This is a genomic window from Janthinobacterium lividum (assembly GCF_034424625.1).
GTDB classification, from domain to species: Bacteria; Pseudomonadota; Gammaproteobacteria; order Burkholderiales; family Burkholderiaceae_D; genus Janthinobacterium; species Janthinobacterium lividum.
In genome coordinates this window covers 5,779,792-5,795,522 of the sequence record NZ_CP139976.1, presented here as the reverse complement: position 1 = coordinate 5,795,522, position 15,731 = coordinate 5,779,792, and the positions used below count along the sequence as shown (strand labels likewise).

The window sequence follows — 15,731 nt, the reverse complement described above, 5'->3', positions numbered from 1 at the left end:
ATGTCACGCACAAGCCTGACCTTGTTCGATTCCGCACTGATCGGCCCCGCCGTCGTCGATGCGTTCAAAAAACTCGACCCCCGCACGCAGTGGCGCAGCCCCGTGATGTTCGTCGTCTACGTGGGCAGCATCATCACGACCCTGCTGGCCATCCAGGCCCTGAATGGCCAGGGCGAAGCGCCATTCGGCTTCATCGTCGCCGTCGCCGTGTGGCTGTGGTTTACCGTGCTGTTCGCGAATTTCGCCGAAGCGCTGGCCGAAGGCCGCAGCAAGGCGCAAGCCGCGTCCCTGCGCACCCTGAAGCAGACGGTGATGGCAAAGAAAATGCAGACGCCGAAATACGGCACTTCCTGGCTGCCCACGCCGGCCACCGACCTGCGCAAGGGCATGACGGTGCTGGTGGAGGCGGGCGACGTGATTCCCGCCGACGGCGAAGTGACGGCCGGCGTGGCCTCCGTCGACGAGAGCGCCATCACGGGTGAATCGGCGCCCGTCATCCGCGAATCGGGCGGCGACTTTTCCGCCGTGACGGGCGGTACCCGCGTGCTGTCGGACTGGCTGCTGGTGCGCGTTTCCGTCAACCCTGGCGAAGCCTTCATCGACCGCATGATCGCCATGGTCGAAGGCGCCAAGCGCCAGAAGACGCCAAATGAAATCGCCCTGACGATCCTGCTCGTCGCCCTGTCGATCGTGTTCCTGATCGTCACCGTGACCCTGCTGCCGTATTCGCTGTTTTCCGTGGCGGCGGCCGGCAGTGGCGCGCCGGTGACCATCACCGTGCTGATCGCGCTGCTCGTGTGCCTGATTCCGACCACCATCGGCGGCCTGTTGTCCGCCATCGGCGTGGCCGGCATGAGCCGCATGATGCAGGCCAATGTGATCGCCACGTCGGGCCGCGCCGTGGAAGCGGCCGGCGACGTGGACGTGCTGCTGCTCGACAAAACGGGCACCATTACCTTGGGCAACCGCCAGGCGTCCAGCTTCGTGCCGGCGCCCGGCGTGACGGAGCAGCAGCTGGCCGATGCGGCGCAGCTGGCCTCCCTGGCCGATGAAACGCCGGAAGGGCGCAGCATCGTCGTGCTGGCCAAGCAGAAGTTCAATATCCGCGAACGCGAGATGGCCAGCCTGCACGCCACCTTCGTGCCCTTCACGGCGCAGACGCGCATGAGCGGCGTGGATATCGCGGGCGAACAGCAGGTACGCCAGCTGCGCAAGGGCGCGGCCGACTCCATGAAGAAGTACGTGGAAGCGCTGGGCCAGCCGTATCCGGCCGAGGTGGGGCGCGCCGTCGACGACATCGCCCGCCGCGGCAGCACGCCGCTGGTGGTGGTTGACGATGGCCGCGTCATGGGCGCCGTGGAGCTGAAGGATATCGTCAAGGGCGGCATCAAGGAGCGCTTCGCGGAATTGCGCCGCATGGGCATCAAGACTGTCATGATCACGGGCGACAACAAGCTGACGGCAGCGGCGATTGCCGCCGAAGCGGGCGTGGACGATTTCCTCGCCGAAGCGACGCCGGAAGACAAGCTGAAACTCATTCGCAGCTACCAGGCCGAAGGCCGCCTGGTGGCGATGACGGGCGACGGCACCAACGATGCGCCGGCGCTGGCCCAGGCCGACGTGGCCGTGGCCATGAACTCGGGCACGCAGGCGGCAAAAGAAGCGGGCAATATGGTGGACCTGGATTCGAATCCCACCAAGCTGCTGGAAATCGTTGAAATCGGCAAGCAGATGCTGATGACGCGCGGTTCGCTGACGACGTTCTCGATTTCGAACGACATCGCCAAGTACTTCGCCATCATCCCGGCCGCCTTCGTGGGCACCTATCCGCAGCTAAAAGCGCTGGACATCATGCACCTGGCCAGTCCCGCCTCGGCCATCATGTCGGCCGTGATCTTCAATGCATTGATCATCGTCGTGCTGATTCCGCTGGCGCTGAAAGGCGTGCAATACCGGGCCATTGGCGCGGCCAGCCTGTTGCGCCGCAACCTGCTGATCTACGGCCTGGGCGGCATCGTCCTGCCCTTCATCGGCATCAAGCTGATCGACATGCTGCTGTCCGCACTCAATTTAGTCTAAAGGAACCGTCATGAACACTATCGTACGTCCCGCCCTGGTCCTGTTTGCCGCGCTGACCGTGATCTGCGGCGTCGTCTATCCGTTTGCCACGGCCGGCATCGGGCAACTGGCTTTCAACGATGAAGTCAACGGCAGCATCGTCGAGCGTGGTGGCAAGCCTGTCGGCTCGACCCTGATCGGCCAGTCCTTCACCTCGCCCAAGTATTTCTGGGGCCGCCCATCGGCCACCGCGCCGATGGCGAACAACGGTGCCGGTTCGGGCGGTTCGAACCAGGGGCCGACCAATCCGGCCCTGGTGGACGCCGTCAAGGCGCGCATCGCCGCCCTGCAGGCTGCCGATCCGGGCAACCGCAACCCGATCCCTGTCGACCTGGTGACGGCGTCGAGCAGCGGCCTGGATCCGGAAATCAGTCTGGCGGGAGCCCTGTACCAGGCGCCGCGCGTGGCCCGCGTGCGCGCCGTGCCGCTGGCGCAGGTGGAAAACGCCATCGCCAAGGTGCAGAAAACCGCGTATATCGGCTTTTTCGGCGAGCCGCGCGTGAATGTGCTGGAACTGAATCTGGCGCTGGATGCCATGGCAAAGTAAGCTGACAACGGTTGGTTGGCCGGCGTAAGCCGACTTTACCCACGGCGCAGCCAACAATGTCGTCGGATTACGCGCTAGCGCGCTAATCCGACCTACAATGCCCAGGAAGATTAAAATACAACATGCTCCCCAACGACAGCCAACGCCCCGACCCTGATGCCCTGCTGGCGCAAGTGCAGGCGCAGGAAAAGAAAGCCGCGCGCGGCCGGCTGCGCATCTATTTTGGCGCCTCGGCCGGCGTCGGCAAGACCTATGCGATGCTGGCGGCCGCACGCAAATTGCTGGCCGATGGCCAGGACTTGCTGGTGGGCGTGGTGGAGACGCATGGGCGTCAGGATACGGCGGCCCAGCTTGACGGCTTGCCCGTGCTGCCCCTGAAGGCCATCGAGTACCGGGGCAAGACCCTGTTCGAATTCGACCTGGACGAGGCCCTGCGGCGCGCGCCGCCGCTGATACTGATGGATGAACTGGCCCACTCGAACGTGGCCGGTTCGCGCCATCCGAAGCGCTGGCAGGATGTCGAGGAATTGCTGGCGGCCGGCATCGACGTGCTCTCCACCGTGAATGTGCAGCACCTGGAAAGCCTGAACGACGTGGTGGGCGGGATCACGGGCGTGCGCGTGGCGGAGACCTTGCCCGACACGGTGTTCGACCGCGCCGATGAAGTGGTGCTGGTCGATATCCCGGCCGATGAACTGCTGCGCCGCCTGAAGCAGGGCAAGGTGTATCAGCCGCTGCAAGCCGAGCGGGCATCGCAGCATTTTTTCCGCAAGGGTAACCTGATCGCCTTGCGCGAACTGGCCTTGCGCCGCACGGCGGACCGGGTGCAGGACGACGTGCAGGCTTACCGCGTCGAGAAATCCATCAATCCCGTGTGGAAGACGGGCGCCGCGCTGCTGGCCTGCGTGGGACCGCACGCGGGCGGCGAGCACGTGATCCGCAGCACGGCGCGCCTGGCCAGCCAGCTGAATGCGGAATGGCATGCGCTGTACGTGGAAACACCGCGTTTGCAGCGCCTGCCGGCGGTCCAGCGCGAGCGCATCCTGAAAACCCTGAAACTGGCGCAGGACCTGGGTGCGCGCACGGCCATTGTGCCGTCCGCCGACATCGCCGGCGCCGTGGTCGAGTATGCGCGCAACGCGAATATCTCGAAAGTCATCGTGGGCCGTGGCCGCGCCGGCACGCTGGTGCACCTGTGGCACACGCCGCCAGCCGCGCGCATGGCCAGCCTGGCACCCGATATCGATTTGATCGAGGTGGGCTTGCCGCCTGCCGATGCGGCGCCCCGGCGCGCGGCCGGCGAAGATGCGGAGGCGCCGCGCCGGCCCTCGCGCCATTGGCGCTACATATTGGCCGCCGGCGCCAGCCTGGCCACGGCGCTCGCCTCCGTCCCCCTGCAGCCCTATCTTGACCTGGCCAATATCGCCATGCTGTCCTTGCTGACGGTGGTGCTGGTGGCCGTGCGCCTGGGGCGCGGGCCGGCGGCGCTGGCGAGCCTGGTAGGCGTGGCCTGCTTCGATTTCGTCTTCGTGCCACCGCGCTTCTCGTTTGCCGTGGGCGATTTCCAGTATGTGATCACCTTTGGCGTGATGCTGGCCGTGGGCCTGATCACGGGCCACCTGACGGCGGGCCTGCGCTTCCAGGCGCGCGTGGCCTCGCACCGCGAAGCGCGCGCCCGCGCCCTGTATGAATTCTCGCGCGAGCTGTCCGGCGTGCTGCAGACGGAGCAGATTTTCGACATCACGAAAAGCGCCATCGAACGGGCTTTCCGCGCGCGCGCCACCCTGCTGCTGCCCGATGACGAGGGCGGCTTGCAGGCCCCGAACGGCGGCGAGGCGCTCGATATCGGCATTGCGCAGTGGGCCTTCGACCATGCACAGGCGGCAGGGACGGGGACCGATACCTTGCCGGCTTCGCCCGTTTTCTACCTGCCGCTGATCGCGCCGATGCGCACGCGGGGCGTGCTGGCGCTGCTGCCGCTCGATGGCGCGCAGCGCGGGCGCTGGCTGCTGGTGCCGGAACAGCGCCAGCACCTCGATACCTTTGCCGCGCTGGCGGCCATCGCCCTCGAACGCGTGCACTATATCGACGTGGCCCAGGGCGCGCTGCTGCAGATGGAGTCCGAGCGGCTGCGCAATTCGCTGCTGGCGGCCCTGTCGCACGACTTGCGCACGCCATTGACGTCGCTGGTTGGCCTGGCCGAATCGCTGGCCCTGTCGCGGCCCGCCTTGTCGCCCGCGCAGCTGGACATGGCGCGCTCGCTGCAGTCCGAAACCGTGCGCATGAGCGCCCTGGTGGCGAACTTGCTGGACATGGCGCGCATCGAGAGCGGACAGGTGCGCCTGAACCTGCAATGGCAGGCGCTGGAAGAAGTGGTGGGCAGCGCGCTGCGCGCCAGCGGCCCGCAATTGCAGCAGCATGCCGTGCAGACGCAGCTGGCGCCGGACTTGCCGCTGGTGCGCTACGATGCCGTGCTGGTCGAGCGCGTGCTGTGCAACCTGTTGGAAAACGCGGCCAAGTACACGCCGCCGGGCAGCACCATCACGGTCGCGGCCGGGGTGCACGGCCAGTTCCTGCAGGTGGCGGTGTCTGATGATGGCCCGGGTTTGCCGCCGGGCCGAGAAGAAGCCATTTTTGAAAAATTTACGCGCGGCGAGCGCGAGTCGAACAAGCCGGGCGTCGGGCTGGGGCTGGCCATTTGCCGCGCCATCGTCGAAGCCCACGGCGGCACCATCCACGCGCAGCCGCACGCGCCGGGACAGGGCGCCGCCATCGTCTTCAGCCTGCCGCTGGGCACGCCCCCGGCGCCGCCGGAGACCGAGCTCGATGACGCCAACGACCATGAAACAGGAAAACCAACATGAACGAACCTTCCGCCACCGCCTTGCTGGTCGAGGATGAACCGCAAATCCGCCGCTTCGTGCGTGCCGCGCTGGAAGACGAGGGCTGGCAGATTTTCGAATCCGCCACCATGCAGCGGGGCCTGATCGATGCCGGCACGCGCCGGCCCGACCTGATCGTGCTGGACCTGGGGCTGCCCGACGGCGACGGCATCGATTTCATCGCCGACATCCGCAAATGGTCGGCCGTGCCCATCATCGTGCTATCGGCGCGGGTCGACGAGCAGGACAAGATCCGCGCGCTGGACGCGGGCGCCGACGATTATCTGACCAAGCCGTTCGGCGTGGGCGAACTGCTGGCCCGCGTGCGCGCCACCTTACGCCGTCAGCGCCAGCCCGCCGCCAGCGACGATGGCGTGGTGCAGTTCGGCGACGTGCGGGTCGATCTGAAGGACCGGCTGGTGACGCGCAACAAGCAGCTGGTGCACATGACGCCGACGGAATTCCGTTTGCTGTCGGTACTCGTGAAGAACGCGGGCAGGGTGGTCACCAATCCGCAGCTGCTGCGCGAAGTGTGGGGGCCGTCGAACAGTGAAAACGGCCATTACCTGCGCATCTACATGGGGCATCTGCGCCAGAAGCTGGAAGCCGATCCTGCCCAGCCGCAGTACCTGTTGACGGAAACGGCCGTCGGCTACCGGCTGCTGCTGCCGCTCTAATACCTGTCAATCCCCTGTTGGAAAACAGGCGCCGCGTGCGCCAGGGGGACGCTTTACTTTAAATTTTTGCAGCGAATTTTTGCAGCGGCGGGCCAGCTGCGCCATGTTGGCAAAGGCCCATACCACCAATGAAGAAGAAAAAACCATGAATAAAATGTTACTTGCACTTGCCGTCGCCACAGCCTTTACGGGCAGCCTGGCCCACGCGGAAGAGGCCAAGCCCGATAATGAAGTCAGCTTCAACGTGGCCGGCGTGTCCGACTACCGTTATCGCGGCATTTCGCAGACGCGTTTGAAACCCGCGCTGCAGGGCGGCGCCGACTATGTCAACAACCCGACGGGCCTGTACGCGGGCGCCTGGGCCTCCACCATCAAGTGGACCAAGGACGCGGGCGGCAGCGGCGACGTGGAAGTGGACCTGTATGCGGGCAAGCGCGGCCAGTTGAGCAGCGACGTTGGCTATGACGTGGGTGTGCTGGCGTACGTGTATGCGGACAACGGCTTGAAGCATATCGCCGGCCTGGCCGACGCGGACACGCAGGAAGTCTACGGCCAGCTGTCGTATGGTCCCGCCTACGTCAAATATTCGCACGCCGTCTCGAACCTGTTCGGCATCGTCAACAGCAAGAACAGCGGCTACCTGGACATCGGCGCGACCATCGACCTGACGAACGGCTGGACCGGCAACCTGCATGCGGGCCATCAGAAGGTCAAAAACAACGACGCGGCTAGCTATACGGACTGGAAAGTGGGCGTCACGCGCGACTTCGGCGTGGTGACGGGCGCGCTGGCCGTGATCGGCACGAACGCCGGCAAGTCCGCCTATGCCTCGCCCGTGAATGGCAAATTCATGGGCAAGACGGCGCTGCAGCTGACCGTCAGCAAGACGTTTTAATTGACAGGGAGGAGAGGCGGCGCATGCGCCGCCTTTTTTTACGTGATGCGCCAGGCTAGGCCGGCAGGTTGAAAACGGCGCAGTACAGCTGTCCCAGGCTGACTACGCGGGCGGCGGGAATCTGCGCGGCCAAGGCGTGGGCGGGTGCCGCTTGCGTGTCCGTTGCCAGCAGGACGCGCAGGCCCGGATTGACGCTGCGCGCGTGCGCAATGCGGCGCGCCAAACCTGATTGCGCGGCGGCGTTGACGACACCGTCGAGCGGCACCACCAGCACGCGCGCGGCGATCAGGGCCGAACGGCTGCCCATGGAGTCGCGGCCTTCGCTGTCGATGACGATGTCATGGTAGCAGTGCACCAGGTGTTCCAGCTCCGGTTGCAAGCCCTTGGCGCTGATGGCGCGCGCCATCAGGCGCGGCCGCGTCAGGCTGCCGTGCATGGCCCCGTCGTGCATGTTCCTGGCTTGCGCCATGGCGCCCTGGCGCGGATCGGCATCGAGCAGCAATACCTTGCGTCCGGCCAGCGCGCGCGAGGCGGCCAGCCGCCCGGCCAGGATGGATTTCTCCATCCCCCCGCGTTCATCCGTGATGGCGATGATCATCTTGGCGTACGGCTGGCATGATGTTGGCAGGGGAGACCAGCTGCAGCAGACAGCCTTCGCGCGGCTCTTCCCTGTCGCTGGCCGTCCATGCCGGCAGCTGCATCAATGGATCGAGTGCCGCGGCCAGGGCGGCCTGGCCGGCGGAAGACATGGGCGTCATCGGCAGGCGCAATGCGTCGCGCACCTTGCCCTGCATGGCCAGCGCCGCCTTGACGGGAGCGGGATTCGGTTCGGCAAACAGCAGGCGGATGACGGGCAACATGGTCTTGAACAGCGCGCCGGCGGCGCCGTGGCGGCCCTGTTTGACGAGGTGGTACAGCTGCGCATACAGGTCGGGGCGGACCTGGGCGGCGGCCGACATGGCGCCGTGGCTGCCCATGGACAGGCTGGCCAGCAGCAGCGCATCGTCGCCGCACAAGACGTCCAGGCGCGTGTCGAGCAGCAGTTCGCCCAGCTGCTGCAGCTTGCCGCCCGCTTCCTTGATGGCGACGAAGTGCGAGTCGCGCGCCAGCAGGGCCGCCGTCTGCGGTTCGATGTTGACGCCTGTGCGGGCCGGCACGTTGTACAGCACGATGGACTGGTCGGTGGCGGCGGCGATGGCCTGGAAATGGCGCACGATGCCATCCTGCGAAGGGCGCACATAGGCGGGTGCGGAGATGAGCAGGCCGGCCAGCGGATGGTCGTTGTAGCGCTGCACCGTGGCGACGACACCGCGCGTATCGCTGCCGCCGATCCCCATCACGACGGGGAAGCGGGGGCCGACGGCTTCGAGCACGCTGTCGAGCAGCATGGTCTGTTCTGCGGCGCTCAGCATGGCCGCTTCACCCGTGGTGCCGCACACCACCAGGCCGTCGATGCCGCTGGCGGCCAGATCGCACGCGAGTTGCTGGGCCGCGTCGAAGTCGATGTCGCCATCGCCATCACGGAATGGCGTGACCATCGGCACCCAGATGCCCTGGAAGTGCGCGGTGATGCGCATTGAAGACATCGCGTGGTCGCAGGCATACTGGTTCATAGCGATTTCCCCTGGCTGATACGGCCAAATTCCGCCGCCGGCAGCAGGCGCATGACGGCATCCATGGTCAGGCGCAAGGCCGGTTCCGTCACGCACAGCCAGACTTTCATGCGCTCGGCATGGTCGACCGCCTCGACGCGCATGAATGACAGCATGCCGCCGCAGGTCTGGACGACCAGCTGGCGCAGCTCGGCCAGGCAGGCTTTGTCGACCGTGATATGCATGAGGAAGGTGGGCAGGCGGGGATGGCGGTGGGGCAGTGCTTGATGCGCTTGATGCGTTTGCAGGCGTGAATGGGGTTCCATGGTGGCTTTGCAGCGGTGGTTGAGGTACGTTCAAGATTAGCAGCGGGGGCGTAAAGATTCTCTAAAAAGCGGGGCCGCCAGCGTAAACGGGCCGTATGCGTTGAGCGTGTTGCGTGGATGCCCCGTGCGTATGCTTTTGTTACAAAATTGAATCGTGCTTTCGGGGGCAGGGGTTTATATTGAAAACGTCTCCGCTTTCAGTCAGCCCCGCCATGTCAGACGAAAAAGATCCCCAGCTTCCTCCTTCCACCGATCCCGCAGCGCCAGCATCACCGCCGTCGCGGCCTGACCGGGTGGGTCGCCGGGCACCCGATGATGAGCACCGTGCGCGCGACGCGGCCCCCCGCTACCTGAAGGACAACGATACGCCGCTGGCGCTGGCCTGGCGGGTGATCTCGTCGCGCTACCGCTCCATGCGCGACAAGGCCAGCCGCGATTTCATGCGGCGCACCCTGCGCATCGGCATCTCGGCACGCATTTTCCACCCCGAGCCGGGCGCCACTGGCCTGCGCAGCAAGAACCTGCAATACCTGGAAGAGTCGATCGCCCAGTGGGTCATGTCGCGCGACGTGCTGGTCTTCATGATCCCGACGGTCAATACCAGCGGCCAGCTACACCCGAGCAATATCACCTTGCGCCACTATGCGCGCCACCTGGACGGCCTGGTGCTGCAGGGCGGCGCCGACGTCTCGCCGCAGACGTATTCCGAGGCAGCCACGCGGCCCGAATGGAACGGCGACCGCGCGCGCGACCTGTACGAACTGGAACTGCTGCACGAATTCGTCGATGCGGGAAAACCCGTGCTGGGCATCTGCCGCGGCTGCCAACTCATCAACGTGGGCTTTGGCGGCACCCTGTACCAGGACATCGCCTCGGACGTGGAAGGCGCCACCTCGCACGTCAACGACCTGTATGACCGCCACCGTCACAGCATCGTCTTCCCGAAAGGCTCGTCGCTGGCGGGCATGTTCCCGAAGGCGGGCGAGGCGCTCGTCAATTCCATCCACCACCAGTCGGTCAAGGACCTGGGGCGCGACATCACCGTGGAAGCGTATTCGCAAGGGGACAATATCGTCGAAGCCATCCGCTACCAGCGGGCGCGCTTCGTCATGGGCTTGCAGTGGCACCCGGAATTCCATTCGGCGGGCGGCGTCGAGCTGCTCGATTGCACGCCCATCCTCGATAACTTTTTGCGCGCGGCGCGGGAGACGCGGTTTTGAGTACGCACCTGATCCGCCGGCGCACTGTGCTGGCCGCGCTGTTGGCGTTGCCCTTGTCGGGCTTGCGCGCGGCGCCGCGCCCGCATGACGGGCCGCTGGCGTTTGCGCTGACGTCCGCCGCGCGCGCCCGCACGCTCAAGGCGCGGGTGGCGCCGGCCATTGCCGAAGAGGTGCTCAAGGCGGCGCGCAAGGATGCGGCGCGGCCCGTGCACCTGATGGCAGAAGTGCGCACGGGCGGCTTGCTGAAGGGAGAGGGCGGACGCGAGACCAGCCAGCAGGCGCAGGAAGACTGGCGCCAGGCGCGCTTGCAGGCGCTGGCCTGGCGGCTGTCGGGCGAGATGGCGCATTTCGAGGCGGCGCGCCAGCTGCTGCTGGCCTGGAGCGGCAGCTATCAGCCCTCGTTCAGCCCTGTCGACGAGACGGAGCTGGCCAGCCTGCTGATGGGCTATGACCTGGTACAGGAACGCTTGAACGGCGTCGAGCGCGAGCAGGTGCAGGCGTTTTGCCGCACCCTGGCGCACGGGTATTTGAGTGATCCCATCAAGGTGGGCGGCCCGTCCACGGCGCGCAACAACTGGCACAGCCACCGCATCAAGATCGGCACGGCCGCCGCGTATGTCACGGGCGACGCCTTGCTGATCGCGCGCGCGAAGGAACGCTTCCTGGCGCACGTGCCGCGTAATATCGGCGCCGGCGGCGTACCCTTCGACTTCGAGCAGCGCGACGCCCTGCATTACACCACCTACAGCCTGGAGCCGCTGCTGACGACAACCCTGATGGCGCAGGCGCATGGCGACGACTGGTATGGCGCGCCGGAAGCGCGGCGCCTGGCCGAGGCGCTGGCCTGGCTGGCGCCCTATGCGCAGGGCAGAAAGACGCACGAAGAGTTCGCGAAAAGCGCCGTGCCCTTCGACCGCAAGCGCGTGGCGGCCGGTGAAAAGGGCTTTACGGGGAATTGGGAGCCGAAGGGCGCCGCCAATGTGTACCTGCTGGCGGCACGCTTCGATCCCGCTTGCCTGTCGCTGGCGCTGGAATTGCGCCCGCCAGCCTGGGCGCTGGCGCTGTACGGAAGCTGATTAAAACTTCGTGCGCACGGTGAACATCACATTGCGCGGTTCGCCGTAGAAGCCCGTCTGGAACAGACCCAGTCCCGTCAGGTACTTCTTGTCCAGCAGGTTGTTCACGTTGAGGCTGGCCGTGACGTTCTTGCTGATCTCGTAGCGGGCCAACAGGTTGACCAGCGCGTAGCCGCCCTGCTTGATGCGCGAATAGTCCTCGATGGCGGGATTCCAGATATTGCCTTCGTAGCTGCTTTGCCAGTTGACGCCGCCACCGACGGTCAGCTTGTCCAGGCTGGCCGGCAGGCGCCACGTGCCTTGCACGCGCACCAGGTGGGCAGGCTGCGTCGTTTGCAGCATGGTGGAAAACACGTCCTTGCCATCCGCGTCGCGCACGTGGGTGTAGGTGTAGCCGGCGCTCAGCTTCACATCCTTGGCCACTTCGCCCGTCACTTCCATTTCCACGCCGCGGCTGGTGACGCCGTCGATGGCTTTATACGCTTCTTCGCCGTTGACTTCGCCCACGGAACTGGCCACGTTGCTTTGACGGATCTGGAACAGGGACGCGCTGGCATTGACCTTGCCGTCGAGGTACTCCGCCTTCACACCCGCTTCCACGCCCTTGCCGCGCACGGGCGACAGGAAGTTGCGGTTGATGTCGCGGTTGCTCTGCGGCGCGAAGATGCTGGTGTAGCTGCCGAACACGGAATAGGTCTTGTCGAGGTCATACACGACGCCCGCATACGGCGTGATGACGTTGCTTTCCTCGATGCGCGAGGTGATGCGCGCGGTGCCGGCGTCGAAGAAGGTGCGGTCCTGTTCCTGCTTGTAGTTGCTGACGCGCGCGCCGACGATGACGGACAGCGCATCGACGGGATGCAGGCGCACGGCGCCATACAAGCCGCTCTGGCGCGTGCTGTCGTTGTCGTCGCCCAGGCGCTTGAAAGCCGGTTCCGCATACTGGCCGCGCCAGTCGAAATAGCTGCCTTCCACGGGAGGGTAGACCGATTCGTAGACGGGACCATCCTGCTTTGCCGTCGAACTGGAATAGCCGATCATCGCTTCATGCCGGCGGCCAAAGGCCGTGAATGGACCGCTGGCATCCACGTTGACGGTGGTCTGGCGGCGGTCGCCCTTGTATTTGCCCATGAAGAAATACGCGCCTTCGCCCGTGACAGGAGCGGGATTGCCGCCGCTGGCCGAACCGAGCACGCTGTCATGCTTGCTGCGCAGCTGGTTGGCGCTCAGTTTCACTTTCCACGCGTTGGCGAACGTATGTTCCAGCGATGTAAACAGCGTGGTGTTCTGCATGTCGCGGCGGCTCCAGTCCGTGGCAGGGTTCCACGAAGTGGGGAAATCCGTGCGGGTGCCATCGGAAAGCAGGACGGGGAAGCCTGTCCAGGTCGAGCCGCGCGGCTTGTAATCCTGGTGCGTGAAGCCTGCCGTGAGCAGGGTGACGGGTGTCAGGTCCGCCTCGATGATGCCGTAGGCGACGGATTTCTGCTGCGTGTAGCGGTCCAGGTAGGAATGCTTGTCCTGGTAGGCGCCCACCAGGCGGCCGCGCACCGTGCGGCTGGCATTGAGCGGGCCGGAGACATCGGCTTCGCCGCGGTAGTTGTCCCACGATCCCGCGCCCAGGGTGGCCGAACCTTCGAAGCTGGCGGTGGGGCGCTTGCGCACCATGTTGACGGTGGCCGACGGGTCGCCCGAGCCGCTCATCAGGCCCGTCGCGCCCTTCAGCACCTCGATGCGGTCATAGATGGCCATGTCGCTGTTCGTCGTGCCCCAGTCGTAGACGCCGTCATAGATGGCCGACACGCCGTCGTACTGGAAATTGGTAACGGCAAAGCCGCGCGCCTGGAAGCTCCAGCGGTCGCTGTCGTAGTTTTGCACGCTCACGCCATTGACGTTTTTCATGACGTCGGAGACGGCGTTGCTGTTCTGGTCATCCATCTGCTGGCGCGTGACGATGGTCAGCGACTGCGGCGTTTCACGCTGCGTCAACGCCAGTCCCGTGGCGCCGCTGGCGGGGCCGCCCGTATAACTGCCCGTGCCGCTGGTGGCGGCGCTGCGCTCGGCGGCCGCCACCACCGTGACGCCGCTCATGACGGCTACGCCGCGGCTGTCCGCCGAAGGGGCGCCGGCGCCGGTGGCGATCTTTTGCAGCAGGTAGCCGCCGTTCGATTGCGGCACGGCTTGAAGGCCGCTGCCCGCCAGCAGTACGCTGAAACCCTCCTGCAGGCTGTAGCTGCCTTGCAGGCCGGCGCTGCGCAAGCCTTGCGTGGCCTCGCTGGAGAACGACAATAAAATGGCGCTGTCGCTGCCAAAGCGCGTCAGCACGTCGCCCAGCGCGCCGGCCGGAATGCTGTAGGTGCGTACTTGCCGGGTTTGCGTCTGGGCCGATGCCGGCAGGGCCAGGGCCATGCCGATTTGCGACAGGGCGCAGGCCAGGACGGTGCGGGTAAGGAGGGAACGCGAAGCGTGGTGCATGGAATAAAACCTTTCGTGGATGCGCAAGATGGAGACTGCCTATCTAAGTAACCCTCAATAAGTTATTGTGTTTTCTGACTTGCATAAGCGGCGCTGTGCGGTGTTGCCCGCAGCTAGCAGTGCTCGCACTGCGTCGCTGCAGGCGCCTTGAATAGCATCCGGTTCTGTTCGTCATAAATTCACAATAATTTCCCGAGCATTACTTACCAAGTCACGCGAGCACGGCGAAACAGCTCACTTTGCAGAAAATATTTTTCAGCGGGCCGCCAGTTCGATGCGCACCACCTGATGGCCCCAGAAGCGCGTGACGGTATTGCGCCGCAGCTGCAGGCTGGCGCTGACGGCGTCGAGGATGGCGCAGACATTGGCCAGCGGGTAGGAACCGGACACGCGCAGGCTGGCGACGGCGGGCGCGCAGGCCAGCGGATGGTCGCTGTAGCGCGACAGCTCGGCGAGGAAATCGGCCAGGCGCATGTCGCGCGCCACCAGCATGCCGTCCAGCCAGGCGCCGCCATAAGGCGCCAGCGCCTGGCGGTGCAAGCCGGTGCCGTCGAAATGGGCGCCTTCCCCGGGACGCAGCACCAGGCGCTGGCCGCCGTCGTCGGCCAGCACGGCGACGGCGCCTTCGAGCACGCCGGCGCTGGCATATTGCTCGTGCAGTCGCACCGTGAAACGCGTGCCCAGCGCCTGCAGGCTGCCATGCGGCGTGTCGACGAAGAACGGCCGCTGTGCCGCATCCTTGCCGGTGGCGATGAAGATTTCACCGGCCAGCAGTTGAATGCGGCGCTGTTCGCCGTTGTAAACGATATTGACGGCGCTGCTGGTGTTGAGCGTGAGCCGCGTGCCGTCATCGAGGGTCACGACGCGGCGCTGGTTGACGGCCGTGCGGTAGTCGGCCATCCAGCCGCGCCACGGGCCGCGGCGTTCGAATGCATACAGCGAGGTGCCGCAGGCCAGCAGCAGGGCCAGGGTCTTGACGGCATGGCGGCGCGGCGCATTCGCCTGCACGCAGGCGCGCAGCAGGGTCGCCTGCATGGCGGGCGGCAGGTGTTCATGCTGCGTTTGCAGCTGCTGCCACGCTTGCGTGGCGCTGGCGGCCCGCTGCAGATGGCGTTTTACTGTCGCCAGCGAGATGCCGAGCTGGCGCGCAATGTCTTCCTGTGGCAGCTCGTCGAGCTGGCGCAGTAAAAAAGCCCGTTTCACGGGAGGCGGCAAGCCGTCGAGCATGCGGTCGAGTTCAAACACGGTGGCCAGCAGCAGCGACCGTTCCTCGGGCGATGGCGCATGCCGGGGCGGCAGTTGTGCCAGCACGTCGAGGTAAGCCTCTTCAAGTTTCTGACGGCGGTAATGGTTGAACAGCACGCGTTGCGCGACGGTGGCGAGAAAGGCGCGCGGCTCGCGCGCGGCGACGGCGTCTTCGCGGTCGAGCAGGCGCACGAAGGTGTCATGCGCCATATCGGCCGCGCACGCCGTGCTGCCGAGTTTCTTGCGCAGCCAGCCCTGCAGCCAGCCATGGTGGTCGGCATACAGTGTCGCAATGTCCTGGCGTTGTAGCGGCTCTGCCAGCGGCATCGCATTCCCCTTGCATGGCCGGCCCTGCTGGGCTGGTGTTTTTAAACAATAATAAGAATCATTCTCACTTATTGTAACAAGCGGGGGCAGGGGCTGTAAATGACGGGGGCGGCGGGTGTGGTTTTTTGGCTTTGCGCTGTTGGGGTAAAAGTCACGATGACCGGCAAAACCGTCGCGAGCGGAAGGGAGAGGCGGCCAAAAAGACTGTAGGTCGGATTAGCGCGTAAGCGCGTAATCCGACGCCAGCACTGGCGCTAACAATATTGTCGGATTACGCCCTATGGGCTAATCCGACCTACGCTTCTGATTGCACCCCAAAAGCAAGATCCGGGGTCGGACCCTGAGGGTCCGACT

At 65.5% G+C, this 15,731-nt stretch carries 12 protein-coding genes and 1 pseudogene; 7 read left to right on the top strand and 6 right to left on the bottom strand.

The features are described from left to right. The 5 genes from kdpB (at position 1) to U0004_RS26175 (ending at position 7,119) form a co-directional block, all read left to right on the top strand. Positions 1–2,079, top strand: a complete 2,079-nt coding sequence (kdpB, locus tag U0004_RS26195) for a potassium-transporting ATPase subunit KdpB (protein WP_070256050.1) — start codon at positions 1–3, stop codon at positions 2,077–2,079. A 10-nt stretch (positions 2,080–2,089) separates the two neighbouring features. Further along, positions 2,090–2,665: a potassium-transporting ATPase subunit KdpC gene (gene kdpC, locus U0004_RS26190; protein WP_070256047.1), complete on the top strand. Its 576-nt coding sequence runs from the start codon at positions 2,090–2,092 to the stop codon at positions 2,663–2,665. A 122-nt stretch (positions 2,666–2,787) separates the two neighbouring features. Beyond that, positions 2,788–5,529 (top strand): DUF4118 domain-containing protein, encoded by a 2,742-nt coding sequence (locus U0004_RS26185; protein ID WP_070256044.1) that lies wholly within the window; start codon positions 2,788–2,790, stop codon positions 5,527–5,529. Next, positions 5,526–6,224, top strand: coding sequence for a two-component system response regulator KdpE (gene kdpE, locus U0004_RS26180; protein WP_034746496.1), 699 nt, complete (start codon positions 5,526–5,528; stop codon positions 6,222–6,224). The genes U0004_RS26185 and kdpE overlap by 4 nt, the downstream gene beginning before the upstream one ends. Positions 6,225–6,369: 145 nt before the next feature. After that, complete coding sequence (locus tag U0004_RS26175; RefSeq protein ID WP_070256138.1) at positions 6,370–7,119, top strand: TorF family putative porin; 750 nt, start codon at positions 6,370–6,372, stop codon at positions 7,117–7,119. 55 nt (positions 7,120–7,174) lie between these two features. Here the strand turns inward: U0004_RS26175 and U0004_RS26170 are convergent, their stop codons facing one another. Genes U0004_RS26170 through U0004_RS26160 form a run of 3 tightly spaced genes read right to left on the bottom strand, consistent with a single transcriptional unit; the run spans position 7,175 to position 9,037 of the window. Next, the gene (locus U0004_RS26170; RefSeq protein ID WP_070256041.1) at positions 7,175–7,717 is read right to left on the bottom strand and encodes a ParA family protein; all 543 of its coding nucleotides are present in this window, start codon (positions 7,715–7,717) and stop codon (positions 7,175–7,177) included. Continuing rightward, complete coding sequence (gene dapA / locus U0004_RS26165; protein WP_070256039.1) at positions 7,695–8,732, bottom strand: 4-hydroxy-tetrahydrodipicolinate synthase; 1,038 nt, start codon at positions 8,730–8,732, stop codon at positions 7,695–7,697. The genes U0004_RS26170 and dapA overlap by 23 nt, the downstream gene beginning before the upstream one ends. Beyond that, positions 8,729–9,037 carry a hypothetical protein gene (locus tag U0004_RS26160; RefSeq protein ID WP_230520583.1) on the bottom strand — a complete coding sequence of 103 codons (309 nt, stop codon included), beginning with the start codon at positions 9,035–9,037 and terminating at the stop codon, positions 8,729–8,731. The genes dapA and U0004_RS26160 overlap by 4 nt, the downstream gene beginning before the upstream one ends. A gap of 212 nt (positions 9,038–9,249) precedes the next feature. On the opposite strand from U0004_RS26160, the gene U0004_RS26155 reads away from it, so the two are divergent. Together U0004_RS26155 and U0004_RS26150 are read left to right on the top strand one after the other, a co-directional pair. Then, entirely contained in the window at positions 9,250–10,257 is a 1,008-nt protein-coding gene (locus tag U0004_RS26155) for a gamma-glutamyl-gamma-aminobutyrate hydrolase family protein (protein ID WP_034780288.1), read from the top strand. Then, positions 10,254–11,333 carry an alginate lyase family protein gene (locus U0004_RS26150; protein ID WP_081345600.1) on the top strand — a complete coding sequence of 360 codons (1,080 nt, stop codon included), beginning with the start codon at positions 10,254–10,256 and terminating at the stop codon, positions 11,331–11,333. Before U0004_RS26155 ends, U0004_RS26150 begins: the two co-directional genes overlap by 4 nt. Here the strand turns inward: U0004_RS26150 and U0004_RS26145 are convergent, their stop codons facing one another. From U0004_RS26145 to U0004_RS26135, 3 genes and pseudogenes are all read right to left on the bottom strand, one after another. Beyond that, positions 11,334–13,805, bottom strand: a complete 2,472-nt coding sequence (locus U0004_RS26145) for a TonB-dependent siderophore receptor (protein WP_070256129.1) — start codon at positions 13,803–13,805, stop codon at positions 11,334–11,336. 255 nt (positions 13,806–14,060) lie between these two features. Then, the gene (locus tag U0004_RS26140) at positions 14,061–14,705 is read right to left on the bottom strand and encodes a FecR family protein (protein WP_231958390.1); all 645 of its coding nucleotides are present in this window, start codon (positions 14,703–14,705) and stop codon (positions 14,061–14,063) included. 189 nt (positions 14,706–14,894) lie between these two features. Then, a pseudogene (locus tag U0004_RS26135) lies at positions 14,895–15,377 on the bottom strand (sigma-70 family RNA polymerase sigma factor); the annotation flags it as partial. Between the last annotated feature and the right edge of the window lie 354 nt (positions 15,378–15,731).